Origin of the sequence: Caballeronia humi (assembly GCF_001544475.1) — a bacterium.
GTDB lineage: Bacteria > Pseudomonadota > Gammaproteobacteria > Burkholderiales > Burkholderiaceae > Caballeronia > Caballeronia humi.
Genome location: NZ_FCNW02000231.1, coordinates 1 through 676 on the forward strand (window position 1 = coordinate 1; position 676 = coordinate 676).

Consider the following 676-nt stretch of genomic DNA (forward strand, 5'->3'; position numbering starts at 1 on the left):
ACCACCATCAGCACCATCAACGGCTCGCTCGCCGATGCGGTGCAGTACGACTCCGCCGCTCACGACAGCGTCACGCTGGGCAACGCCGGCACTCCGGTGCAGGTGACCAACGTGAAGGCTGGCGCACTCGACGCCACCAGCAAGGACGCAGTGAACGGCTCGCAATTGTTCGCCACGAACGAGCAAGTCGCAGCCAACACCGGTGACATCACCACGATCAACTCGACCGTTAGCGCCATCGACGGCCGCGTGACCCAGAACACCACTGATATCAGCACCATCAACACCACCATCAGCACCATCAACGGCTCGCTCGCCGATGCGGTGCAGTACGACTCCGCCGCTCACGACAGCGTCACGCTCGGCAACGCCGGCACTCCGGTGCGAGTGACCAACGTGAAGGCAGGCGCACTCGACGCCACCAGCAAGGATGCAGTGAACGGCTCACAACTGTTCGCCACGAACGAACAAGTCGCGACGAACACCGGCGACATCACCACGATCAACTCGACCGTTAGCGCCATCGACGGCCGCGTGACTCAGAACACCACCGATATCAGCACCATCAGCGGCTCGCTCGCCGATGCGGTGAAGTACGATGAGATTGACCCGCCAAAACGGACACCTATCCTTTTAAAAGGGGGTGTCAAAATGGGCAAGCATCGAGCACCGTACC

At 61.2% G+C, this 676-nt stretch carries 1 pseudogene; it reads left to right on the top strand.

The features are described from left to right. Nucleotides 1-676 (top strand): annotated as a pseudogene (locus tag AWB65_RS35185) (hypothetical protein); the annotation flags it as partial.